Raw genomic sequence first — 23,338 nt, forward strand, 5'->3', positions numbered from 1 at the left:
TTTTAAACTAAAAATCAATTAATTATGAAGAAAAATTTACTTGGACTATTTTTAGTAGTATTTATATGTGGGTTTGCTAATGCACAAACATATATGTATGGAACTACTTCAGAAGGAGGCGCAAATAATTTAGGAACTATTTACCGTGTTGATGAAAACGGTCAAAATTTTCAAAATCTTTTTGATTTCACCTCTGCTACTGGAGGAAATCCATTTGGAGGATTAACACTAGCTAACAACAAGTTGTATGGTTTTACAACGACTGGAGGACAAATTGTAAATGCTGGAGCAACTATAGCTTTTGGTACTTTTTATGAGTTTGATCCACTAACCAATAATTTGAATGTAATTGAATTTATAGATGACAAATCACTTATTGGGTCTTTCTTCAATCATTCACCCACACTGAGCATGAATGGTAAACTTTATTTTGTAAGCTCACTAAATGGTTTGGACGCTCTTGAAGGAGTTTTATCGTCTTTCGATCCAGTTAGCTCTGAAATTGTTGTTCTTTATACATTAACATCTTTTTATGGTCAACCGAAATCAAAGTTATTGGAAGCATCAGATGGCAATCTATACATAACAACTAATAATGGTGCGGAATTTGGCTTTGGAGCAGTCGTTCAGTATGACATAACAAATGGAACGCTTAATAGGTTGCACAGTTCAATAGGCGGTATCGATGAAAAAGATCAATACGATAATGCGCTTAATAACACCCTTTTTGAAGCTTCTAATGGTGTTTTGTATGGTTGCTCACAAGCAGGAGGAACTGGAGCAGGTGTTGTTTTTAAAATAAATAAGGATGGTACTGGTTATCAAACATTATTTGAAATGAGTGCGGGTATTTCGAATGAAGGTTATTATCCAGAAGGTGGTTTTATTGAAGAGAATGGAGTTCTTTATTCCTCAACACCACAGGAGAATGTAATTGATGTAAATTCAGGTACTCTTTTCACACTTGACATTAATAATAACAATGTTTCTTTTATTCACACATTAGACCTAGAAGGGGCTCAACCAAAAGGTGTATTTACTGAATCTTCAAATGGGAGATTTTATTTAACATGTTCAGGTGGTCTAATAAACAATGGAAGTATTATAGAATATAATCCTTTAAACGGCAACGTAACTCAAAGACATTTATTCGGTATTAATGATGGTTTTAAACCTCAATATGATGAATTGGCTGTTGTAGATTTTTCAGCTTTAAGTATTAATGAATATTCTTTACTAGACAACATTGTTAAAACCTACCCTAATCCAGTTCAGGACGTAGTTAATATTAAAGTTGAGGAATCACATTTGATTGAAACTATTAAAATATTAGACATGAGTGGTTCTGAATTGTTTATTGACAACTCTAGTTCAATTGAATACACTGTGAATACTTCTTTCCTATCATCAGGTGTTTATTTATTGTTCATCCAAACAGATTCTGGAAGTACAACAAGAAAGATTATAAAAGAATAACTAATGCCAACAAGGTATAAAAGCAATAGCGGTTTGGGTGTAAACTCGAACCGATTTTGCATTTAAATAATTACCTTGCTTACCGAAAGGTAAGTGCTTTTAAATCCGCTACTGCTATTATACTGAACGTTGGCAACAATTTGAGAAAAATTGGAGACAAACAATTTATTTTGTAATTTTAAAAAATACTAACTAATTGAAAAACAGAATGAAAACACTCAATAAAATCAATCATCAGCATTTTGGTATAGTTTTATTAATACTTTTTACAATTGCCTGTAAAACCGATAAAAAACAAAATGTTCAAGCAGAAACTGAAAAAAAAGAAAACAACATTATTGAAGTTATTACCAGAAGTATGGATTTCCAGACAGCAGACACCTTAAAATCTGGATGGAATACCTTTGCCTATAAAAACCTGTCTGGCGAAGTGCATTTTTTCATAATGGATAAACTACCTTCTGACTCAATCGTAAAGAGCGATATCAAAGACCATTTATTACCTCCATTTGAAGATGGTTTGAAGTTTCTAATTGAAGAAAAAGCTGATAGCGCGATGGCTGCATTTGGCAAAATACCTGCTTGGTTTAATGATGTAAAACGATTTGGTGGAACAGGATTAATATCGCCAGGTAAAACAGCAGTATCAAGTATACATTTGGAACCTGGAAAGTATATGATGGAATGTTATGTAAAGGCTATTAATGGCGAATGGCATACATCACATGGTATGTGGAAGTTTATAACCGTAGTTGATGAAACTACAAATTTTTCTCCGGATGAGGCCGATCATAATATCAGTGTATCAAGTATAGATGGATATGTTTTTGATGCGCAACCTAAATTAGGCAAAAATAAGTTTAAAGTAGAATTTATTGACCAAGTTCCTCATGAGCATTTTTCTGGTCACGATGTTAATTTAATTAAATATGACGCTTCAGCAAACATTGATTCTTTGGTCTACTGGATGAATTGGATGAATCCTACTGGATTAAGAACACCTACACCAAAAGGCTTTACTTTTTTGGGTGGAATGAACAATTGTGAAGCTGGCGAAATAGGTTATTTTGAAGTAGATTTAGAGTCTGGCAACTATCTTTTGATTTCTGAGACACCAAAAGCAGATGAAAAGGGCATGCTAAAAACTTTTGCTGTAAATGATAATTAAAAAAACTGCACACAACAATAGCTATAAGTAATTGCTTATTCTCGCCTGCTTTGGAAATTCCTGCGGAATTTCCAACTTGGTGTGTACTTGCAAAGTTAAGTGCTAAACCACGCAACTACTCATAGCCGGACCGTTAGCATCCATTAAAATCTTAATAAATATTTGGTTTTCAGCAATTTAATCTCTATTTTTATTTCAACAAAATTCCAACACTCTACTTTTTTGTTCTAATAAACTTCCTACTCTAGAGTCCTTCTAGAAACTATTTTAACTGCGTTGAAGCGGCGAATAAGAATTAATAATAGCAAAATCAATTTTTATTAACTTAAACCAATTAATTATGAAAAATCGAATTTTAATTCTGATGCTGTCAGTCGCTACTTTGTATGCCTGTAGTAGTGATTCACTAATCACAGATGAAGCTGATTTAACCGAACAAACGTTAGAGTTACAGAGAAGTTCTATAGAAAAGGCTGTCACTCGTCCCTTTAAAATTAACGCAGAAGGTGATTTTAATTTATTTCCAGGTGATGGTGTAACTTGCCCAGCTGTAGTTCTAAATGCTCTTGGCGAAGGAACAGCAACACATCTAGGACTCAGTACGATGTTAGAGGAATGGTGTTTTAATGGAGAAGGAAATGACTTAGGAACAAGAACACTCACACTTACAGCCGCGAATGGTGATGTATTGCATGGCACTCACAGTTATATTCTGTGGACTTCTCCAACCTCATTTGAAGAGGTATTGGTCTTCGATGGCGGAACTGGACGGTTTGAAAACGCCACTGGAGAATTTAATGAATCCGTAGTGGTTATATTTGACACCGAGTTTGGCGGAACATTTACTTTGAGTGGTAAAGGAACATTAACATATTAAATAATACTTATACATTTAAAAATCATTCTAAGCACTAGTTGCTTGGAATGATTTTTTTTGAATTTCAATGCCTCCTTTACTTATAAAGTTTGGAATCGATTGAATAATACATTTTTAATAGAAGTAAAAGAATGCATAAAATTTTAATTTTTTTACTTGTTACCATAATTTGTTACAAAACCTTTTGGTAAAATGTGCTCAGATTAAATTAACACTCCAAAAAATAAATTGAACAACAGAAATTAGGTGAAGCAATTAAATATAACGTATGCTAACACCGTGTATAATTAATTGCTTTGGCAAGTGCTCATCTGGAAAATTCCTTCGGAATTTTCTCGCGTTCGTTTTTGTTTACTAAATTAGTTGCTCAAACACGCAACTAACCATACACAAAACCGTTGGCAGTAATTAAAACAAATTGAACATTGACAAATAACATAATAAAAATTTCAGCCCTTGCGTTGGTCGTATTATTAAATGCTTGCAAAACTGAGAAATCCAATACGAAGGAAAGCGATTCATTGACCATAGTAAATCCATATCTTGGTCAAAAGCCCCCCGGATTAAATCCTATACCATTTGCTCCAGGTCTTGTATCTACAGAAATATATGAGTACGATGGCGCATTTACCCCAGATATGAGGGCATTTTATTTTATTAGAAGAGGAGAAGAAACTAAAGAATCAGCTTTTTACGAATACAAATACAATGAAATTAATGGGATGTGGGAAAAATCAGAAGTAGCATCTCCATGGATAGGACGACCAGTAATTTCACCAGACGGTGAAACCATGCATTTAGGTGACAGATATCTAAAAAGAACGGAATCTGGATGGTCTGAATTACAGACTCTTGAACCTCCAACTGTAAGCAATGATTCTATGTATATTATGCGTCTTTCATCATCCGCAAATGGTACATATTATTTTGACACCTATAAAGAGAATGATTCAACTTTTCCAATTCGTTATTCCCGTTTGATAGATGGAAAGCACGAAGAACCAATAGCTTTACCAAAAGCAATAAACACAGGAACTTTTTTAAGCCATCCTTTTATAGCACCAGATGAATCGTATTTGTTATTTGATGCTGAAAGGGAAGATGGTTTTGGTGAATCTGACATTTATATCAGTTTTAAACAAAAAGATGACACTTGGGGTAATGGAATTAATTTAGGAGAAAACATAAACACCGAAGCATGGGAAGCTTCAGCAAGTATAACCCCAGATGGTAAATACCTTTTCTTTAGTAGAAATGTAGGTTCAGACGATTTTGAAAATGTAGATATTTTTTGGGTAAGTACAAAGGTTATAGAAAAACTAAAAAAATAACTACTGCCAACAAAGTGTATAATTCATTGCTAGTACTCGCCTACTTACGAAAATCCTCGCGGATTTTCTATTCGGTTTGTATTTGCTAAATTAGTTGCTGAAACACGCAACGAAATCATACACCAACACGTTGGCAGCAAGCAGGAAAAATATACTTTTTAAACCATAAAATAATACAGATATGAATCCTATTATAAAATTTCCTATCAGATTATCCTATCTGATTATGGTATGTATCATAGTCGGATGTAATAACCCAGAAAATCAGTCTGCTAATGTTGAATCAGATAATATCTCAGTTCTTGTAAAGTATAAAGCTCAACCAGATAAGGGAGGTGTTGCGCTGTCTGAATTGAACCATCTCATCGAACAAGTAAAAGAGGAACCTCATTTCATAAAGATTAAGCTTCATGTCGACCTAAAGGACGATACAAACATCTTATTGTATGAAGAATGGAGTAGCGAGTCTTACTATAATACAGAACACATGAATACGGCTCATTTGAAGGAGTTCATTGCTAACTCTAGAAATTTCTTAGCTGGGCCTCCAGAAATATCACAATGGACAATAGAGAAAATTTTTAAATAGTTAAGCCAGCTGCCAACAACGTGTATAATTAATGCTAACCTACTACTTCAATTTAAAATTTATATATTTAAACAACTGATTTGCAACGATGGAAAATCCTGCGGATTCTCAATCGCACAAATCATACACGAACACGTTAGCCTTCATTATGACCAACCAATAACCAATGATGAAATTCTTTAGAAAAATTCGAAAAAGATTATTGACTGAAAATAAATTTAGTAAGTATCTGATTTATGCTATTGGAGAAATTATACTTGTAGTAATTGGTATTTTGATTGCACTACAGATAAACAACTGGAATGAGAATCGTATAGCAAAAATTGAAGAAGGAAAATATCTCAATGCATTACTAACAGAAGCGAAGATTAATGAAGGAATTCTTTTAAGGAAAATTGAAGATAGAAAAGTCACATTAAATGCTGTTAATTACGCTATAGACCATTTAAATGAACCTATTTTAAATCCACAAGTTATTGATTCCATTTATTCCAAGTTAGGAAGGACGTTCAGTTTGTCATTTACCTTATTAAATACATCTGCGTTTTCAGAAATGGAGTCATCAGGTAGATTGCAAAATATTACAAATGATTCTTTGAGAAATGTCGTAGTAGGTTTTTATGAATATTTAGAATTTGTTAATGATATTGAAGACAGAGGCCCTGTGCATTTCTGGAATAATGATTATAGTCCCTTTTTCCAGAAGCATCTGGACAGAACAAAAACTACAAAGTCATGGAATTCTGATATAGGCATACATGAATTAGATTTACCGCCTATGCCATTTTGGGCATTATCAAAAACGCATCCATTAAAAATTGAATTCTATAATCTATTATCGCAGTATTACTCTGGTTCTTGGTGGATTTTGAACTCACAAAAACGCTTACTAAAACAAGCAGAAAAGATACAGTCAATGCTACGAGATAATCTTGAAATTGTTAATAATGATTAAATTCTTTAGACAAAATGGTAAATCTCTTCTCAAAGAATGGAAATAACGAAAGGCTAACAACGTGTATAATTTAAGCTAGCACTCGAACTTCAATTAAAAGTTATATATTTAATAATCTGATTTGCTACTTCTGAAAATCCTGCGGATTCTCAGCCGCACAAATCGTACACGAACACGTTAGCCTTCATTATGACCAACCATTAAACAATGATAAAATTCTTTAGAAAGATTCGACAAAGATTATTGACCGAAAATAAACTTAGTAAATACATCATTTACGCGATAGGTGAAATTATTTTGGTAGTAATTGGAATTTTAATTGCTTTAAATATTAATAATTGGAATGAAGACAGGAAAACAAAGTTAAGTGCTCAAAATTACATCAATGAAATAGTAAATGACCTTGTAATTGATACTCTAAATATCAATACGTTAATTTTAAAAGCAAATGATTATAAAATGAACGTAAATAATTATTTCTCCTATTTTAATCAAGCTATTGCTCCGATAGAAAAATTCATTGATAGTTCTAAAAATATTAGAGCTGGCTATTTAAGATATATTCCCGTCAATCATACATTTTTGGATATGCAATCCTCTGGTAATACAAACTTATTAAATAAAACTCAACGTAACTTACTCATTGATTTATCTTCTGAACATGAACAATTACAACTAATTATAGAAAAAGTTATTAGTAGCTCTCTCAGTGAAATGAATGAAAGAAATAGATTCTTGGGTTATCCAGATGATTTTTTTGATAAGCTTGGAAAAACAGCCAGTGAAAACAATAAATTACAATGGCTTATCCACCAACACTTAAGTCTTAATAGAAATATGGAGCTCTATTACTTTATTGAGAGAAGAGGTGAAATAATAAAAGAAATGTCTAAGAAGACCATATTAATTTTGAAAGAAAACGATACTTAAAATAGAATAACGAAAGGCTAACAATAGCTATAATTCAGCGTGGCGACTGTACAAAAACCAAAAGTAAAACCTATATTTAAGCTGGTTTCTCTGCGGAATAATCCTACGGACGATTCCACGCCGAAACCATAGCCCAACCGTTATGTAACATAAACGAAAATCAAAAGAAACATGAACCTAAAATTTTACATTACTTCACTATTAATTATCCTAAGTACAGTACTTGTGAATGCACAGGTCATTATCACCGAAGACATAGATTATATTGCTGATTCTGTTTACAATGACAACAAGGATTTTTTAGATATCTACATGCCTGAAGGTAAAAAAGATGCTCCAGTTATTGTTTATTTCCATGGAGGAGCTCTTTTAATGGGAAATAAAAGTTGAGGCAAGGATATCGGTCATAAAGTAGCTCAGTCTGGAATCGGTCTGGTTAGCGTCAACTATCGGTTGTCTCCTGATTTTCAACATCCAGCTCATTTGAATGACGCAGCAGCTGCAACAGCATGGGTAATCAATAACATAGAGAGATATGGCGGAAATCCCAAAAAGGTCTACGTGGCTGGCCATTCCGCTGGAGCTTATCTCGCTGCACTCCTTGCAATTGATTTTTCAGTATTACAAGCCCATAGCATCGAGCAGTCTAAGATCAGAGGTGCTATCTTAATTAGTCCTTTTCTTTATGTTGAAGACACAGCAAAAGACCGTATCCAAAGAGATTCAATTTACGAGACCATTTGGGGTAATAATCCGCAAAATTGGATGCAAGCCTCCGTAACACCTCATATTTTAAGTAATCGAGATAATATTTTACTTATCTACGCCGATGGTGACGATGCCTGGAGAAAAGAACAGAACGAACGATTTGCTGCTGCAATGACAGCGGCGGGTAATCTTCATGTATTTACAAAAGAGGTGCCAAATAGAACCCACGCTACACTACTCACTGCAATTCTAGATAATGATGATATGATTGTAAAACTTATAAGTGACTTTGTAATGAAAAAATAATAAATAAAACGTTACATAACAACGTGTATAATTCATTGCTGGTTATAGCCTACTTACGAAAGTCCTCGCGGACTTTCTATTTCTGATTTATTTGCTAAATTTAGTTCCTAAACCACGCAACGAAATCATACACAAACACGTTGTGTAACATTTGACCCGTCCTGAATAAAGGCAACATAATTTTGAATAAAGTAGAAAAACCATCTTGAAATTGGAGTACTCACATGAACTAATTATTAAAAATGTTAACAGGTTTATTGATTTAACCGAGCTTGAAAAACAGAAGTATATTTCTTTGCTTACAGAAATAAAAGTAAAAAAGAAGGCCTATTTAATACAAGCAGGAGAAATTACTAAATACGAGTATTTTATCACTAAAGGCTGCTTAAAAGTATATACTTTAGATGAAGATGGAGCACCTCATATATCTATGTTTGCTGTTGAAGATTATTGGACAGGAGACTTGGCCAGTTTTATAACCAAGCAGCCATCACGTTATTTTATTAAGGCTACTGAAGATTCGGAATTATTAGGTATCTCTAGAGCTAATTATGATTTACTTTTTCAAGAAATACCAAAATTTGAAAAGTTTTATCGTATACTATATCAAAGGTCACTCATAAGCTACATAAGACGTTCTAACCATGGTATATCCTTAACCGCAGAAGAAAGATATATAGTCTTTAAAAAGAAATATCCAAAAATCGTCAATAGAATTACCCAAAAAGACTTAGCAGGTTATATTGGTATTACGCCAGAATTTATGAGTAAAATTATTTCAAAAGTCAACGGGATGTAAAAATCTTAAACTAGTTCATTTTTTTTCATGTATTCATATTGGAATTTTGAAGCATGAAAAAAATAGTAATCATTACATCGTTTTTAACATTTGGGTTTGCTAACTATTTGCAAGCACAGTTTACACAAGTAGAACTGTTTTCAGGTTTTGATAAAACAGATTTTACTTTATACTCAAGTTATAATGTTAATGAGAGCAAGACTCTAAACATTAATACCTTGGCCTTCTTTCAAAAATTTAGAGATGAAGAAAACCAAGGCTTTGATGAGATAGGTGTGCAACCAACTTTATTCTGGAACATTAATAAGCATATAACAATTGGTCCATCTTTATATTATAATAGTGTTGCTGGGTATTCTGAACGCTTCTCAGCAAAATTCACACTAAAAAATTCACGAATAGTATTTGTATTAATTCCCACAGTTGCCCATTCTCAACAAACGGACGCTAGCTATGCCGAAGTGTTTGCACAGTTTCAGTTTAACATACCCATTAATCACAAATCATTTCTTTGGTTAAACGGACAGTTTTTAACGGTCAAGGACGAGTTTAAAACGCATTCAAGAAGTTTTCAGCAATTACGTGCAGGAGTATCCTTTAACGGGCACCAATTTGGTGTTGGTCTGGACTTTGACCAGTATGGGCCTAGCCCTATAGAAAAATCATCTTTCGGTTTGTATTACCGAAAAATTTTATAAACAATTTAAATATTAAACATTATGAAAAATTTAGTAAAAACACTTTTAACGACAAATCCAAATATTGGATTTAGCATTGCACGATTAACACTTGGTTTAGTAATATTTCCTCATGGTGCACAGAAATTACTGGGACTATTTGGAGGGTATGGTTATTCAGCAACAATGGAATCATTTACAACACAAATGGGATTACCAAGTATTGTAGCTTTCTCAATAATAATGATTGAATTTTTCGGCTCTATATCACTAATTCTAGGATTCTTCAGCAAGTTTTGGGCATTATCACTTACAGGAATGTTCATTGGAATCATTTATACTACACAGTTAGAACATGGCTTTTTTATGAATTGGTTTGGTAATCAAGCTGGTGAAGGTTACGAATATTCTCTTCTAGTCATCGGTCTTGCCTTAACCATAATAGTTAATGGTAGTGGAAAATGGTCAATAGATAATTTAATCTATAAAAAATAGTAATAATGAAAAAAATAATCACAATAGCAGGGAGCAATAGTCAAAAATCTATCAACAAAAGTTTAATAACCTATACCAATGGTTTATTAGAAAATGCAGATATTATTTCAATTGACCTAAACGATTATGTCTTACCTATTTATGGTGCTGATTTTGAAGCTGAAAATGGTATTCCGACTTCAGTTAAAAGACTAGACGAGTTATTAAATACTGCTGATGGATTTATAGTATCCCTCGCCGAACATAATGGGTCTTATGCAGCAGTATTCAAAAATACGATAGACTGGTTATCTCGTGTAAACATGAAAATATGGAGAGAAAAACCCATGTTGTTAATGGCAGCCTCACCAGGAGGCAGAGGTGGTGCAACTGTATTACAATTGGCAAATGACTATTTCCCGTTTATGGGAGCTAGCATCACAGATACGTTTTCATTGCCTTCATTCTATGATAATTTCAATAACGGTGAAATTAATGATGTAAGTTTGAAAAATGACATTCTTACCAAGGTTAATAAATTTCAAACAACAATTAAATAAAACCATTATGAAACAAATTGCAAAAATTTCAGGAATAGCTTATTTAATGATTTTTATATCTGGCTTTTATGCGAATTTTGCAGTGCTTGAAAGCCTTTTAGATATTAATAATCCATCAATTACAACAACAAATTTTATTAATAATCATTCACAATTCGGAAACGGAATACTTGGGTTTGTTATGATGTTGTTTTTTGATGCCCTTTTGGTTTGGTCACTTTTTGGTTTGACAAAATCGATAAGTAAAAACATCTCTTATTTGGCTTCATTTTTTAGGTTGTTACACACCCTATTTTTTGGTATTGCCTTATTTAAGCTATGGAATATTTACCAGCTAACATTTAATGCAAGCAATTCTGTAGCCTTACAGAATCGTGTATTGAAGCTATTATTAGATTTTGACACACTATGGACTGTTGGATTATTGCTTTTTGGTATCCATTTAATTGTTGTAGGCTACCTAGCCATAAAATCACACTACATCCCGAAAGCTCTAGGCCTGTTATTGTTTCTAGCAGCAATAGGTTACATTATAGACGGGATGGCTAAATTATTCATGCCAAATTATTTTGATTATAAAGAAATTTTCGAAGTTATCGTGATTATGCCATCAGTAATTGGTGAGTTTTCTTTTACGGTTTGGCTACTAATTAAAGGGTTTAAAAAACAAAAGGGACTGCAAAATGCAAAATTTGTATAACCCCAAGAACCTCTTTTTAGTCATAATTGGAGATAGGTGAATTTTCTTAAGATTCCTTAAGATTATTGAAAAATTAACTGATTAATTTTGGTGTATGAATAATAAAAAAAGTTAATGCTTTTCTAACAAAATTTTATCCTTTTAAAACCAGTTAGTCATTTGCCAACACTATTACTTTGAAAAATAATAATTATAAATCAATCAAAAAATGAAGAAAACACTTTTGGCTTTACTAATATTATTAATTTTTGTTTCCTGTAAAATTGAGAAAACTGAAAAAGGAAAAATATTAATTATAGTATCAAATACAGAAGACATGGGTGACCCAGAAAAACATTTTGCTGGAAACAACCTTTGGGAAGTAGCTCCTCCTTATCATATTTTTGTTTCTCATGGATATGAAGTTGATTTTGTTTCACCAACTGGTGGAAAAGTCCCTTTTTCAATGGATCCTTTAGGAATTAGCAGTTATACTATAAAGTATGAAAATTTTAATGGTAATGTTGAAAATTCACTTACACCTGACCTAATAGATTATAAAAACTACAAAGCCGTTTTTATTGGTGGTGGATATGGACCACTATTTGATGTGGCAAATAACGAAAATTTATTATCAATTATAGCCAATATTTATGAAAATGTAGGAATAGTAGGAGGTTGTGGACACGGACCCGGTGCTTTTGCAAATGTCAAACTTAGTAATGGTGAATACATGGTAAAAGGGAAGAAAGTGACTGGTTTTCCAAATTCAACTGAAATTACTAAAAATTGGGCTAAAGAAGGAACATTATTACCAGTAATGCTAGAGGATCAGTTAAGGGATAATGGAGGAATATTTCAAACAAAAAGCGATTTGAAAGATAAACATGATTTAGTAATTGACAAAAGAATTGTGTCGACCATGTTTCTGCCCTCTTCGGCAATAGTTGCAAAAGAAATGATTAAACAAATAGAAAGGTAATGCCAACAAAGTACTGTGGTAAATAACAAGTAATAATTGAATACTTCAATAAATGAAATATCAAATAAACTAACAATGAAAAAAATAGTTTCGTTAACACTATTAAGCTTTTTACTCATTAGTTATATAAATGGTCAAAACAGCGTTACTAATAACATCGTAGGTACAAACCACTATATAAAATCTGGAGTTCTGAACGAAGAACGACAAATACAAATCTTTCTTCCTCCCAATTATAAAGATTCAAATAAAGAATACCCAGTTTTTTATCTATTGGATGGTCAGCGTTTTTTTTTATATGCAGTTAGTTTGAGCCAATCTTTCAAACAGTTTCAAGTAACTCCAGAGTTTATTGTTATTGGAATTCACACAGATTACCCAAAGCGATTTCAGCAATTAGGAGACGGAAGGGCTACTTTTATTGAGTTCCTAAGCTCTGAACTTTTACCATATATAGATACTAACTTTAGAACCAATGATGAAAATCTATTTTTTGGATGGGAGTTTGGTGCAAGCTTAGTTTTTAATACGATGTTATCAAACTCAATATTATTTGATGTATATATTATGGCAAGTGCTTACCCTATAATGGAATCCATAGATAAGTTAAACGATGTCTCAGCATTATGTACAAACCTATATTTTTCTGTTAGCCCAGATGAATATGATGTAAAACACAGCGCAGTTAAATTAGAGACATTATTATCCCAAAAACAAATAGAAGGGTTGGAATGGTCCATTTTAAAACTTGATATAGAACAACACCGCTCAACAGGTTACCCAACTCTTTATCATGGAATACGAAATTATTATAAATATTTTCAGGAATTTGAAACCAATAACCTTCAAAAATTTATCAATGCTAGTGGTATAGATTATGCTTATCGATATGTCAAAGAAAGAGCCAACAGACATGAGTTTTCTCCAGAGCTTTCTCTCTGGTCTAAATTTACTATGGTTAGAAGTGCCATGAGAGCAGAAGATTTTTATCATTTTGAAACATTACTCAATGCTTTAGATAAAGAGAAAATAATTAACGGTCTGATGAGTGGTAAAATGGAGTATGCCGTTTCTCATTTTGCTGCCTTTTATGAGAAGAATAATCGCTTTAATGAGGCGGTTGAATTGTATAATATTTTACTAGAAAAATATCCATATTCGGAAAATTATTAAAAAAGAAAGCAAAAGCAGTAAATGCAATAAAAAAAGAGTAAAATAAAAAGAAAATGAAAAGAATAGTAAAATTGTTAGGGTTAATAGGATTTGTTGCTATTACTTTTTCTAGTTGGGCAAAAAGCGATTTGCATAATGATGATTCCAAGATAATTGACTTAATTATCAAGACAAAAGATGTCAAGATAGGTGGAACCCTTATTATACCAACTAATCTTAAAACCTCGTCATTAGTTATAATGACTTCAGGAAGCGGAGATCAGGACAGAGATGAAACCTTAGAGGGTTTTAAAATATTTAAAGTTATTGCTGATCATCTAGCTTCAAAAGGAATAGCCTCTTTTCGTTATGATGATAGAGGTGTTGGAACGAGTACAGGAGATTTTGTTAATAGTACAATCGAAGACCATTCAAATGATTTAGAAAGCATAATAAATTATTTTAAATCCTCAAAAGTTCATCAATTCAAAAGATTCATATTGTTTGGGCATAGTCAAGGAGGTATTGTTGCTGCAAAAGTCGCTGTTGGAAATGAGTCTATTAAAAAAATAGTGTTAATGGCTGCACCAGCTGTTCCTTTAATAGAAGTGGTTTCTTATCAAGTAAGGCAGGAATATAACCACTCTAAAATTTCTAAATCTCTTATAGAAGCTGATGTTTCAGCACATAATATATTGATGAGGGCTATTGAAGATAATAAGAATATCAACAAGGCATATAGCTTATTTAGAGACACAAACGAAACTATATTATTAGAAATGTCTTCAACAGATAAAGTTGTTGATACTGTAAAACTTAAACAGAATGCTATAGCTAAAGCGGACGAATTTAAAATAATTTATGCATTACCATCATTAACGTCCTTTCTATATTATGATCCTTCTAAAGATTATGAACGTTTAAAAGTGCCAGTATTGGGTCTATTTGGTGGTTTAGATTTTCAAGTTCCTATTCACCAAAATAAAGATCGAATGGAAAATGCCCTCCTTAAATCGGGTACAGATTATCATTTTACAACTTTTGATAATGCTAATCATTTTTTCCAGAAAGCAAGAACAGGGAGTAGAGATGAATACACAACACTTGAAAAGAAGTTTGTAAATGATTTTTTGAATGAAATTTCTTTTTGGATTCTTGCGTTTAAATAGTTGTAAATGAAATTACTGTGCACAACGGCTATACTTCATTAAGGCTGAAATTCCTGATCGGGATTTCAAGACTTTTTGATAAATTTATGGTCACGGCGGAACGGTTCGCGAGTATCATTCCGGAACGAAACTGTAGGTACTGTGTTAAAAAACAAATAAATTAATAAAAAATCAGAATGATAAACAATAAAGTTAAAGGATTAGGGGAAATAATATTACGAGTTAAAGATATGGAATTGATGAAAAAATTCTACAATCAAACTATTGGACTTGAATTAATAAATGAATCTGAAAATTATACTTTTTTCAAAATCGCAGTTGGTTATGGAGGGCATACTCAGACTCTTGCATTATTCGCTAAATCAAACCTAAATGCCTTTAATGAAAAGTTTAAAGATATTAAAACAGTTAGAAGTACTTTACATCATTTTGCCCTTGAAATTGATAAAAAAGACTATGAGAATATATTAAACTCCTTTAAAAAGAATCATATCGAATATATAACGGAAATTTTTGAGTGGGTTAAATGGAAGTCAATCTTTATCAAAGACCCTGAATCAAATATTGTTGAATTTGTTTGTTATGATTCTGAAATTTAAACCTATCTAACTGAAAATGAAAACAGGAATAATAACTGGATGTAGTAGAGGAATTGGACTTGCAACAGTTGATCTACTGACAGACAATGATAACATAAAAGTTATTGGAACTTCTACTTCTGGAAATTGTTCAATCTCAAAATCAAATTTTGATTGTTTTCAATTAAATCTTTCCGAAAGTAAATCTATAAATGAATTCGTTAATATCATTGGAAACACAAAGATTGATTTCCTTCTTAATAATGCTGGGATTTTAATAGAATACTGGAATGAATCTGTAATAAACCTCGAACATTTGAGACAGACATTTAATGTGAATTTATTCGGGACAATTGAATTATCTGAAAAGTTGATTCCTAATTTTAATGAAAATGGACAAATAGTCAATGTTACATCTGATTGGGGTTCGTTCAGCGAAAAGAATTTTGATGAATTTCAACCACATTATAAAATGTCAAAAGCTGCCTTAAATATGTACACAAAACTACTGGCAAAAAGACTTGAAAATAAAAATATAATTGTCTCGTCTTTTGACCCAGGATGGACTCAAACTGATATGGGAGGAAATGATGCTACAAGAAAACCAATAGCAGTTGCTAATGATATTAAAAACTTACTAAATAGAGTTCCTGAAAGTGGAAACTTTTGGCATCAAGGAAAAATAAGAGAATGGTAAAATACGTTACACAACATTGTGTATAAGTAATAGCGGTTTAAGTGATAAAACGAAAGTATGAATATAAAACTAAAGTCAGTGCTAAACCGAAAGGTTCATGAGTAGAAATCCGCTACTACTCATACACGTGGACGATGATGTACAATTCACCAAAAGGTGAACCCAAATTGCTACATCTCACTACGTTCGATTCCCGCCCTTTGGGATATGTACATCATCGCTGCGCTATGCCAGATTGCATTAGGCTTATGAATTAGGCATATAACTGGCAATCACCTTTGGGTGCCATCGAGGAAAAATGTACATATCAGGTCGCTAAATGCAATCTGATCACGTTTAATCTGTATTTTAAATTTATTCCAATAAATTGCATAAATTTAAAATCCAAAACGTGACTGCACATAGCGCAGCGTTAGGTTTAATTAAAAAAACGGAATGAAAAACCCATTCCGTTCACTTTTAGATTATGCTCTCTGAAATCCAAATGCTCGTGGAGCGAAAGTTGCTTTAAGACCCATACCTATTGCAGCTTGTTTCATTTCTTCAGGAATTTCACCACAAAATAAGAATTCACCTGGGTTAGCAATTGAAAGTAAATTTTCAAAGTGTCCAGCAGCAGTCGTTCCAAGATGAAATCCAACTGCACTAGCATTTGCAAATAAATCCATAACTACTAACGTTGAAGATGTTTCATCAAAATAACATTCTACGTGTTTTGCATCAGGTTCATTGGCTTCCATTTGCTGTGAAACTTCTCTATATATTCCCTTAAGAGTTTCAGATTGTCCCTCTTTGGCAGTCCACTTATATACTACCATTACTTCTTGATTTGTCATAATTACTGATTTTAAATTTATAATAATACAAATATATGTCGTATTGATAATTTGTAGTTGTGTCATTTACGACATTTTAAAGGGTTGTTTCCGACACGTATTTTAACTACATTTGTCAAAACCCAATAAATGAAACACATAAGTGTAATAGTTCCATCTGGAAAGAGTATTGTTGATACAATCATAGCTCCATATAATTTGTTAAATATGGCAAATTCCTATTCAATGCAGCTAAGTAAATCTCACGAGAAACCATTCAAAATTGATTTAGTGGGTTTAAAATTAGAACCTGTCTTGTATCAAGGTCTATTCAGTATCCAACCAACAGCAACTATTAGTGACATAGATAAAACAGACTTGATTATTATTTCTCCAATTAGTGGTGATTTAGTTTTGGAAGTCCAACAAAACATTGAGTTTGTTCATTGGATTAAAGAACAACGAATTAAGAACGGAGCAGAACTTGCCAGCTTATGCAAAGGAACATTTTTATTAGCTGAAACAGGATTGTTAAATGGAAAGTCCTGTACAACGCATTGGACTGCTCACGACCTATTTAAACAAAGGTATCCTAAAGTAAACCTTTTACCAGAAAAAATAATTTGTGAGGATAATGGAATTTATTCAAGTGGTGGCGCATATTCCATATTAAATTTCACTCTATACTTGATTGAACGATATTTTGGAAGAGAAACTGCGATTTGGTGTTCTAAAATTGCTGAAATTGATTTTGATAGAAAAAGCCAGAGTGAATTCATTATTTTTAATGGGCAGAAGGATCATTCTGATACAGCAATTCATAAAGCTCAAGAATACATTGAAAATAATTTTAAAGACAAATTGAGTGTAGAGCAAATTGCAGATGTCGTTAATTTAGGTTCTCGCAGCTTTTTAAGGAGATTCAAAAAAGCGACATATAATACACCATTAGAATATATACGTAGAGTCAAGGTCGAAGCTGCAAAGAAGCAACTCGAAAGTACAGCAAAATCAATACTCGAAGTGATGTATTTTATTGGGTATAATGATGAAAAAGCTTTTAGAACTACTTTTAGAAGGTACTCTGGGCTTTCTCCAAAAGAATATCAAAAAAAGTACAACCGAGAAATGGCTTTTGCATCTTAACAATTGAGAAATAACTAAACCTAACAACGTGTATAGTCAATTGCTAGTTCTATGTGTACTCGGAAAATCCTGCGGATTTTCCTCTGGTTCGTTTTCTTTTGCTAACTTAGTTCTTGCCAACGCAACTAACCATACACGAACACGTTGTGCTTCATTCTCAGAAATCGCTAACCAATGACAGTATTTACTTTTGTTATTTTATAGAAAACACATTTGAATGACGCATCATTACATATGACTAGTTCTTGTACTATCCATAATTTATTCTATAGACAAATACTAAGTTTCGGATAAAAAAATACACATTTCGTCCTATTATTGGTTTTATTTAACTCTGAATATCAGTAACTTGCTGTAAGGATTCCAAAAATGAATTTATTTATCATTAACCATTTAAAAGCTATTAATTATGAAGACTTTAAAAACAATTTTATTAGTAGTTTGCATCGCATTAATATCTCCAGCTACAACACAAGCTCAAGAGCAATCAAATAGGTCTATAGAAGAAATGGTCTCCATTATTGACCGGACTGTTAATTCTGAATATATTTATGAGTATGAACAAACAAAATATGTGCCACCTAAAGGAAAAGCGCTACTAATTATGGGGCAAACCACTGAAACAATTTCAGAATATATGGATAAATTTCCAGACCGAAAAAAGCCAAGTGGCTGGTCGTCGTATTGGGGTGTTGCTGAATTTAAAGGTATCATGGAGCCCCTCAAGATTAATGCGGCTAATACACAACATCATCAAATGATTGTTGAAAAATTCCCAAATACTATAATACAAAGCGCCATGTGGATGGTAGGTAAATGGGATATAGCAAAAAATGCGGGAAATGGCGTATATGATAAGGTTATTAAACAATTTAGCGCTTGGGCTAAAAGTGCCAATAGACCAATATATTTAAGAATAGGTTACGAGTTTGATGGCCCTCACAACGAACTTGAACCAGATGAATATGTAAAAGCATACAAGCATATTGTTGATTTAATACGTGCGGAAGGCGCCGATAATGTCGCCTTCGTGTGGCATTCATACGCATCAAAACCTTATAAAGACTATCCCTTATCTGCGTGGTATCCTGGTGATGACTATGCCGATTGGGTGGCCATATCCGTTTTCGGACACGCATACGGTAAAGACTTTGGACTCGATTGCCAAAATGTTTTAGATTTTGCCAGAGCTCATAAAAAGCCTGTAATGATTGCTGAATCTAACCCGGTAGATGGTATAACGAAAGAAAATACTGAAGTATGGGATAGTTGGTTTGCAAATTACTTTTCATTCATTTACAACAAGAATATAAAGGCAATTAGCTTTATAAACGAGGACTGGCCCAATATAGGTATTGAAGGCATTTCTGAATGGAAAGATAGCCGCCTTTACACCAATGCTAAAGTTTCTGAAGCTTGGTTTAAAGAGACTAACAATTATCTGTATTTAAAGCAATCTTCGGAATTATTTGGGATGTTAGGCTTTGACCCCGATCCAAACGCTCCGGATTTCATTCTTGAAGAAGAGAAAATAGTGGAGATAAAAAAAATGGACTTGCCATTCTACGTTTATCGAGATGGAGAAAACAACCCATACTTTCCTAGTGCTTACATGGGTAATCACGAGGGGATATCGGTGGACTTAAAAAGCACACAAGATGCGCATTCTGGTACGTCTGCCCTAAAACTCTCTTATAATGATGACTACCAATGGTATGGCTTAGGTTTAGTAACACCTCCAGATGATTGGGGCGATATTGAAGGTGGCTATGATCTTTCAGGTGCTACCCAATTTAGTTTTTGGGCAAAGTCAAGTGAAAATAAACTATCTGCTAAAATTGGTTTTGGGCTCATAAAAAAAGACAAGCTATTTCCAGATAGTGCAATAGAGCATAAAGAAATTAGACTTACCACTAAATGGAAAAAATATACCATTAAATTGAAGAATAAAGATATGTCTTGTATTCGGTCAGGTTTGGTTATTTTTTCGCAGGCTAATGGTATGCCACATCAAATATATATTGATGATGCAGTTTTTGAATAAGTCAAGAAAATTACGGATGAAGTTATCAAAATACATCTAAAGGGAACATATAGGTCTAAAATGAAATAACTAAAGCACAACAACGTGTATAGTCAATTGCTCGTTCTGTGCGTACTCGTAAAATCCTACAACCTAAGCTAAAGCTTCGGTTTTCGTGGACAGATTTTCCTCTGGTTCGTTTTCTTTTACTAATTTAGACCTAGCCAACGCAACTAACCATACATGAACACGTTAGCATTAATATAAATCAACCATGAAATTAGCACTAAACTTCCTAATTCTTATTTTAATTTTTGGATGCAAAGAACAGGCTGACTTAAATCAATCAGTCGTTACAGCGTCAATTCCTGAACCTGATTTTACAATTTCAGTTGATAAAAACCATAATAAATTCAGCAGTTCCATCCCTTATCAAATCAAAGTTCCAAGTGGAAGTATAATTGAAGCATTTACGCTAGAAGCCACTGGTGGACAATTGAACATAAATTCCACCTTAGAAGATTTTGAAAAAGTGGATATGGATAAAGTCCACACATTAACAGGACCCATATACGTTGAAGATGCAGAAGTGGGTGATGTATTGGCTGTTGAGTTATTGGATTTAGAGCCTGGAGAATGGGGATGGACTGGTATGGGACCCGAATTTGGGTTTTTAGCTGGTGAGACCGATGCCAAAGGATTTAAAATCTATAAACTGGATAAAGAAAATAATCTAGTACACTTTTCTGGAAGCATTAGTATACCTATGAAACCATTTCCCGGAGTAATGGGTGTAGCACCAAATACAGAAGAAATGTTAACGACTTTTCCACCTAGAGCAAATGGAGGAAATATGGATGACCCAAATTTAGTCAAAGGTGTAACTGTATATTTTCCTGTTTTCGTTAAAGGAGCATTTTTTTCTATTGGAGATACGCATGCCGTTCAAGGTCTTGGTGAGGTAGTTGGTACAGCCGTAGAATGTGATATGCGCATTCGATTTAGATTAAGTGTTATAAAGGATAAAAAAATAGCAGAACCACAATATGAATCTGAAGATTATTATGCTACAACTGGTTTTGGCACGACTATAGACGAAGCAGCTAAAAAAGCTACACGTTACATGATAGAACATATTTCAAGCACTTATGAAATATCATGGGAAGAAGCTTATATGCTTTGTTCACTTGTTGGAGACTTAAAAATTGCGGAAGTAGTTGATGTACCTCATATGCTAGTAACAATGCATATTCCAAAAAATGTATTTGAAAAAGATAAAAAATACTAATGCCAACAAAACCTATAATCTATACGCGCTTCAGGCTTAATCGAAAGGTTTGCGTATTTTTATGATGTCCGCAAAATCTTTGGAATTTTGCTTTTTAGCGGGACAAAGAAAAAAATAAAGCCAAAAGATTTCGCTATGTACGTGGCGGAAAGCAAACTCTAGTTTGCTCCCGTAATGTTCATAGCTCAATCGTAGGCATTAATTGCGAAAGACTGTAACATTCTTCCCAGTTTAGTATCTTATATAAAATTCAATCAATCAAAAAAATGAGAAAAACACTTTTAGCATTACTGATATTACTAATTTTTGTTTCCTGCAAAGATGAGAAAACTGAAAAGGGAAGAATATTAATTATAGTATCAAATACAGAAGACATGGGAGACCCAGAAAAGCACTTTGCGGGTAACAACCTCTGGGAAGTAGCTCCTCCCTATCATATTTTTGTTTCTCATGGATATAAAGTTGATTTTGTTTCACCAACTGGTGGAAAAGTCCCTTTCTCAATGGATCCTCTTGGAATTAGCAGTTATACTATAAAGTATGAAAATTTTAATGGTAATGTTGAAAATTCACTTACGCCTGACCTAGTAAATTATAAAAACTATAAAGCCGTTTTTATTGGTGGAGGATATGGACCATTATTTGATGTGGCCAATAACGAAAATTTATTATCAATTATAGCCAATATTTATGAAAATGGCGGAATAGTTGGAGGTTGTGGACACGGACCTGGTGCTTTTGCAAATGCCAAACTTAACAATGGTGATTACATGGTTAAAGGGAAGAAAGTGACTGGTTTTCCAATTTCAACTGAGATTACTAAAAACTGGGCTAAAGAAGGAACTTTATTACCTGTAATGCTAGAAAATCAATTGAGAGCAAATGGCGGAATATTTCAATCCAAAAGTGATTTGAATGATAAACACGATGTAGTAATTGACAAGAGAATTGTGTCGACCATGTTTCTACCCTCTTCTGCAATAGTTGCAAAAGAAATGATTCAACAAATAGAGAACTAATGCCAACAACGTGTATAGTTCATTGCGGCTGAATTCCTTATCGGAATTCATTGCAATTTTGCTATCTTTCGGTCACGGCGGAAAAGTCCTTTGGACATTTTCCGCAACGAGCTATACACAAAATTGGAGGCAAGACTAACGTAACTTAAAATTATTAATTAAATAAAAAAAATCATGTTCATTGGACATTTCGCACTTGGATTATTAGCAAAAAAAGATAAAAAACTACCATCATTAGCAATGATGTTTATTGCAGTTCAAATGTTGGATTTGATATGGCCAATTCTTGTCTTATTTGGAATTGAATCCATGTCAATCGACCCAGGTAACACTAAGCTAACACACCTTAGTTTTGATTATTATCCTTATTCGCATAGTTTACTTATGGCTTTAGTTTGGAGTTTATTGCTAGGATTTTGTTATTACTTATATACAAAAAATAAAAAAGGTTCGTTATTACTTGGCGTATTGGTTATGAGTCATTGGCTTCTAGATTTTATTACACATCGACCCGACTTACCACTATCTCCTTTTACTGAAACAAAAGTTGGGCTCGGGTTATGGAATTTTCCAATTGGAGAAATTTTTCTAGAATTGACACTTTTTCTAATAGGAGCAATTATATATTTTAAGTCTTCAAACTTCAAACGAAAAACTGCTTTTTGTTTATTAATTGTATTCCTTCTTATTGCTCATTCGATGAATCTCTTTGGGTCTCCTCCTCCAAGTATCATGGCTGTTGCTTGGTCTGCTAACTTAATGTGGATTATTGTTATTTGGGCTTGGTGGATAGAAAAAAAGCCCTCCATTAGTTCATGAAAATTGTCCAGCCACCAACAACGTGTATGGTCAATTACTGGTTTTGTGTGTACTCGGAAAATCATTCGGATTTTCCTCTGGTTCGTTTTCTTTTGCTAACTTAGTTCCAACCAACGCAACT

Annotated in this window: 25 protein-coding genes; 24 read left to right on the plus strand and 1 reads right to left on the minus strand. The window is 33.1% G+C overall.

The annotated features are described in order from the left end of the window. Positions 1 to 24: 24 nt before the first annotated feature. The 19 genes from AC2D6V_RS01440 (at position 25) to AC2D6V_RS01530 (ending at position 16,107) form a co-directional block, all read left to right on the plus strand. Positions 25 to 1,476 (plus strand): T9SS type A sorting domain-containing protein, encoded by a 1,452-nt coding sequence (locus AC2D6V_RS01440; RefSeq protein WP_484646258.1) that lies wholly within the window; start codon positions 25 to 27, stop codon positions 1,474 to 1,476. Between the two features lie 208 nt (positions 1,477 to 1,684). Further along, a complete protein-coding gene (locus AC2D6V_RS01445) occupies positions 1,685 to 2,644 on the plus strand; it encodes a hypothetical protein (protein WP_484646259.1) in 960 nt (319 codons plus the stop codon). Between the two features lie 340 nt (positions 2,645 to 2,984). Next, positions 2,985 to 3,521, plus strand: a complete 537-nt coding sequence (locus tag AC2D6V_RS01450) for a hypothetical protein (RefSeq protein WP_484646260.1) — start codon at positions 2,985 to 2,987, stop codon at positions 3,519 to 3,521. Between the two features lie 425 nt (positions 3,522 to 3,946). Further along, positions 3,947 to 4,852: a TolB-like translocation protein gene (locus AC2D6V_RS01455; protein WP_484646261.1), complete on the plus strand. Its 906-nt coding sequence runs from the start codon at positions 3,947 to 3,949 to the stop codon at positions 4,850 to 4,852. Between the two features lie 181 nt (positions 4,853 to 5,033). Then, positions 5,034 to 5,441 carry a putative quinol monooxygenase gene (locus tag AC2D6V_RS01460; protein WP_484646262.1) on the plus strand — a complete coding sequence of 136 codons (408 nt, stop codon included), beginning with the start codon at positions 5,034 to 5,036 and terminating at the stop codon, positions 5,439 to 5,441. 166 nt (positions 5,442 to 5,607) lie between these two features. Continuing rightward, entirely contained in the window at positions 5,608 to 6,396 is a 789-nt protein-coding gene (locus AC2D6V_RS01465) for a DUF6090 family protein (protein WP_484646263.1), read from the plus strand. 207 nt (positions 6,397 to 6,603) lie between these two features. Next, a complete protein-coding gene (locus AC2D6V_RS01470; RefSeq protein WP_484646264.1) occupies positions 6,604 to 7,326 on the plus strand; it encodes a DUF6090 family protein in 723 nt (240 codons plus the stop codon). A gap of 171 nt (positions 7,327 to 7,497) precedes the next feature. Then, the gene (locus tag AC2D6V_RS01475) at positions 7,498 to 7,716 is read left to right on the plus strand and encodes a hypothetical protein (protein WP_484646265.1); all 219 of its coding nucleotides are present in this window, start codon (positions 7,498 to 7,500) and stop codon (positions 7,714 to 7,716) included. A gap of 9 nt (positions 7,717 to 7,725) precedes the next feature. Beyond that, on the plus strand, positions 7,726 to 8,340 hold the full coding sequence (locus tag AC2D6V_RS01480; protein ID WP_484647501.1) for an alpha/beta hydrolase: 615 nt from the start codon (positions 7,726 to 7,728) through the stop codon (positions 8,338 to 8,340). Positions 8,341 to 8,551: 211 nt separating this feature from the next. Next, positions 8,552 to 9,139: a Crp/Fnr family transcriptional regulator gene (locus tag AC2D6V_RS01485; protein ID WP_484646266.1), complete on the plus strand. Its 588-nt coding sequence runs from the start codon at positions 8,552 to 8,554 to the stop codon at positions 9,137 to 9,139. 53 nt (positions 9,140 to 9,192) lie between these two features. Further along, complete coding sequence (locus tag AC2D6V_RS01490) at positions 9,193 to 9,837, plus strand: hypothetical protein (RefSeq protein WP_484646267.1); 645 nt, start codon at positions 9,193 to 9,195, stop codon at positions 9,835 to 9,837. A gap of 21 nt (positions 9,838 to 9,858) precedes the next feature. Beyond that, a complete protein-coding gene (locus tag AC2D6V_RS01495) occupies positions 9,859 to 10,311 on the plus strand; it encodes a DoxX family protein (protein WP_484646268.1) in 453 nt (150 codons plus the stop codon). 5 nt (positions 10,312 to 10,316) lie between these two features. Next, positions 10,317 to 10,850, plus strand: coding sequence for an NADPH-dependent FMN reductase (locus AC2D6V_RS01500; protein WP_484646269.1), 534 nt, complete (start codon positions 10,317 to 10,319; stop codon positions 10,848 to 10,850). A 7-nt stretch (positions 10,851 to 10,857) separates the two neighbouring features. Continuing rightward, entirely contained in the window at positions 10,858 to 11,550 is a 693-nt protein-coding gene (locus tag AC2D6V_RS01505; RefSeq protein ID WP_484646270.1) for a DUF4386 domain-containing protein, read from the plus strand. 208 nt (positions 11,551 to 11,758) lie between these two features. Further along, positions 11,759 to 12,511 (plus strand): type 1 glutamine amidotransferase domain-containing protein, encoded by a 753-nt coding sequence (locus AC2D6V_RS01510; RefSeq protein WP_484646271.1) that lies wholly within the window; start codon positions 11,759 to 11,761, stop codon positions 12,509 to 12,511. A gap of 75 nt (positions 12,512 to 12,586) precedes the next feature. Continuing rightward, complete coding sequence (locus tag AC2D6V_RS01515; protein WP_484646272.1) at positions 12,587 to 13,684, plus strand: alpha/beta hydrolase; 1,098 nt, start codon at positions 12,587 to 12,589, stop codon at positions 13,682 to 13,684. Between the two features lie 53 nt (positions 13,685 to 13,737). After that, positions 13,738 to 14,832: an alpha/beta hydrolase family protein gene (locus tag AC2D6V_RS01520; RefSeq protein ID WP_484646273.1), complete on the plus strand. Its 1,095-nt coding sequence runs from the start codon at positions 13,738 to 13,740 to the stop codon at positions 14,830 to 14,832. A gap of 176 nt (positions 14,833 to 15,008) precedes the next feature. Next, complete coding sequence (locus tag AC2D6V_RS01525) at positions 15,009 to 15,431, plus strand: VOC family protein (RefSeq protein WP_484646274.1); 423 nt, start codon at positions 15,009 to 15,011, stop codon at positions 15,429 to 15,431. A 16-nt stretch (positions 15,432 to 15,447) separates the two neighbouring features. After that, positions 15,448 to 16,107 (plus strand): SDR family NAD(P)-dependent oxidoreductase, encoded by a 660-nt coding sequence (locus AC2D6V_RS01530; RefSeq protein ID WP_484646275.1) that lies wholly within the window; start codon positions 15,448 to 15,450, stop codon positions 16,105 to 16,107. Between the two features lie 464 nt (positions 16,108 to 16,571). Here the strand turns inward: AC2D6V_RS01530 and AC2D6V_RS01535 are convergent, their stop codons facing one another. Then, a complete protein-coding gene (locus AC2D6V_RS01535) occupies positions 16,572 to 16,943 on the minus strand; it encodes a hypothetical protein (RefSeq protein ID WP_484646276.1) in 372 nt (123 codons plus the stop codon). Between the two features lie 129 nt (positions 16,944 to 17,072). On the opposite strand from AC2D6V_RS01535, the gene AC2D6V_RS01540 reads away from it, so the two are divergent. From AC2D6V_RS01540 to AC2D6V_RS01560, 5 genes are all read left to right on the plus strand, one after another. After that, on the plus strand, positions 17,073 to 18,068 hold the full coding sequence (locus tag AC2D6V_RS01540) for a GlxA family transcriptional regulator (protein WP_484646277.1): 996 nt from the start codon (positions 17,073 to 17,075) through the stop codon (positions 18,066 to 18,068). Positions 18,069 to 18,477: 409 nt separating this feature from the next. Beyond that, complete coding sequence (locus AC2D6V_RS01545; protein WP_484646278.1) at positions 18,478 to 20,112, plus strand: glycoside hydrolase family 26 protein; 1,635 nt, start codon at positions 18,478 to 18,480, stop codon at positions 20,110 to 20,112. Positions 20,113 to 20,365: 253 nt separating this feature from the next. Beyond that, a complete protein-coding gene (locus AC2D6V_RS01550; protein WP_484646279.1) occupies positions 20,366 to 21,379 on the plus strand; it encodes an acetamidase/formamidase family protein in 1,014 nt (337 codons plus the stop codon). A gap of 266 nt (positions 21,380 to 21,645) precedes the next feature. Next, on the plus strand, positions 21,646 to 22,398 hold the full coding sequence (locus tag AC2D6V_RS01555; RefSeq protein WP_484646280.1) for a type 1 glutamine amidotransferase domain-containing protein: 753 nt from the start codon (positions 21,646 to 21,648) through the stop codon (positions 22,396 to 22,398). 174 nt (positions 22,399 to 22,572) lie between these two features. Beyond that, entirely contained in the window at positions 22,573 to 23,217 is a 645-nt protein-coding gene (locus AC2D6V_RS01560; RefSeq protein ID WP_484646281.1) for a metal-dependent hydrolase, read from the plus strand. Positions 23,218 to 23,338 lie beyond the last annotated feature (121 nt).

It is taken from the genome of Algibacter sp. YIN40 (assembly GCF_057219435.1).

Bases quoted from the DNA above. Each gene is read 5' to 3' on its own strand.
- AC2D6V_RS01440 (WP_484646258.1), top strand. From the start codon at position 25: ATGAAGAAAAATTTACTTGGACTATTTTTAGTAGTATTTATATGTGGG.
- AC2D6V_RS01445 (WP_484646259.1), top strand. From the start codon at position 1,685: ATGAAAACACTCAATAAAATCAATCATCAGCATTTTGGTATAGTTTTA.
- AC2D6V_RS01450 (WP_484646260.1), top strand. From the start codon at position 2,985: ATGAAAAATCGAATTTTAATTCTGATGCTGTCAGTCGCTACTTTGTAT.
- AC2D6V_RS01460 (WP_484646262.1), top strand. From the start codon at position 5,034: ATGAATCCTATTATAAAATTTCCTATCAGATTATCCTATCTGATTATG.
- AC2D6V_RS01465 (WP_484646263.1), top strand. From the start codon at position 5,608: ATGATGAAATTCTTTAGAAAAATTCGAAAAAGATTATTGACTGAAAAT.
- AC2D6V_RS01470 (WP_484646264.1), top strand. From the start codon at position 6,604: ATGATAAAATTCTTTAGAAAGATTCGACAAAGATTATTGACCGAAAAT.
- AC2D6V_RS01475 (WP_484646265.1), top strand. From the start codon at position 7,498: ATGAACCTAAAATTTTACATTACTTCACTATTAATTATCCTAAGTACA.
- AC2D6V_RS01490 (WP_484646267.1), top strand. From the start codon at position 9,193: ATGAAAAAAATAGTAATCATTACATCGTTTTTAACATTTGGGTTTGCT.
- AC2D6V_RS01495 (WP_484646268.1), top strand. From the start codon at position 9,859: ATGAAAAATTTAGTAAAAACACTTTTAACGACAAATCCAAATATTGGA.
- AC2D6V_RS01500 (WP_484646269.1), top strand. From the start codon at position 10,317: ATGAAAAAAATAATCACAATAGCAGGGAGCAATAGTCAAAAATCTATC.
- AC2D6V_RS01505 (WP_484646270.1), top strand. From the start codon at position 10,858: ATGAAACAAATTGCAAAAATTTCAGGAATAGCTTATTTAATGATTTTT.
- AC2D6V_RS01510 (WP_484646271.1), top strand. From the start codon at position 11,759: ATGAAGAAAACACTTTTGGCTTTACTAATATTATTAATTTTTGTTTCC.
- AC2D6V_RS01515 (WP_484646272.1), top strand. From the start codon at position 12,587: ATGAAAAAAATAGTTTCGTTAACACTATTAAGCTTTTTACTCATTAGT.
- AC2D6V_RS01520 (WP_484646273.1), top strand. From the start codon at position 13,738: ATGAAAAGAATAGTAAAATTGTTAGGGTTAATAGGATTTGTTGCTATT.
- AC2D6V_RS01525 (WP_484646274.1), top strand. From the start codon at position 15,009: ATGATAAACAATAAAGTTAAAGGATTAGGGGAAATAATATTACGAGTT.
- AC2D6V_RS01530 (WP_484646275.1), top strand. From the start codon at position 15,448: ATGAAAACAGGAATAATAACTGGATGTAGTAGAGGAATTGGACTTGCA.
- AC2D6V_RS01535 (WP_484646276.1), bottom strand. From the start codon at position 16,943: ATGACAAATCAAGAAGTAATGGTAGTATATAAGTGGACTGCCAAAGAG.
- AC2D6V_RS01540 (WP_484646277.1), top strand. From the start codon at position 17,073: ATGAAACACATAAGTGTAATAGTTCCATCTGGAAAGAGTATTGTTGAT.
- AC2D6V_RS01545 (WP_484646278.1), top strand. From the start codon at position 18,478: ATGAAGACTTTAAAAACAATTTTATTAGTAGTTTGCATCGCATTAATA.
- AC2D6V_RS01550 (WP_484646279.1), top strand. From the start codon at position 20,366: ATGAAATTAGCACTAAACTTCCTAATTCTTATTTTAATTTTTGGATGC.
- AC2D6V_RS01555 (WP_484646280.1), top strand. From the start codon at position 21,646: ATGAGAAAAACACTTTTAGCATTACTGATATTACTAATTTTTGTTTCC.
- AC2D6V_RS01560 (WP_484646281.1), top strand. From the start codon at position 22,573: ATGTTCATTGGACATTTCGCACTTGGATTATTAGCAAAAAAAGATAAA.